Genomic DNA, 514 nt, shown 5'->3' on the forward strand with positions numbered 1-514 from the left:
ATCTCGACAAAGGAGGTGCATATGTCATTTTTGAAGAAGACACTTGCGAGCTTTGGGATCGGCAGCGCTAAGGTAGATTCGATTCTAAATCAGGATGTGCTTTATCCCGGTCAAAGTGTGGATGTTTCTATTCACGTTTATGGTGGCGCGACAGAACAAGCGATCGATAACATCGATATGAAGCTTTGTTGCCGCTACATCGCAGAGGCTCCGGACGACCGTGGTGCGCGAGAAGGGCACAGCATGCGTCGAGTACCGCAAACGCATGTCTTGGCGAAATGGAATCTCCCGTACGCCTTTACGATTCATCCTGGTGAAGAGCGCACCTTCGACGTCAAACTCGACGTGCCTTGGAACACACCAGTGACCATCGGCGATGCAAAAGTCTGGCTAGAAACTGGCTTAGATGTGGCGATGGCGCTTGACCCTACCGACAAAGACATTCTCACCGTTAGACCCGACCCACTTATGGATGCCATATTGTCAGCGTTTGAAGCCCAAGGCTTGCGTATTC

Annotated in this window: 1 protein-coding gene; it reads left to right on the forward strand. The window is 51.0% G+C overall.

The features are described from left to right. Positions 1–21 precede the first annotated feature (21 nt). On the forward strand, positions 22–514 hold a 493-nt coding region (locus R7P74_RS29480; RefSeq protein ID WP_318124297.1), incomplete at its 3' end, for a sporulation protein.

This window comes from Vibrio sp. 2033 (genome assembly GCF_033339735.1).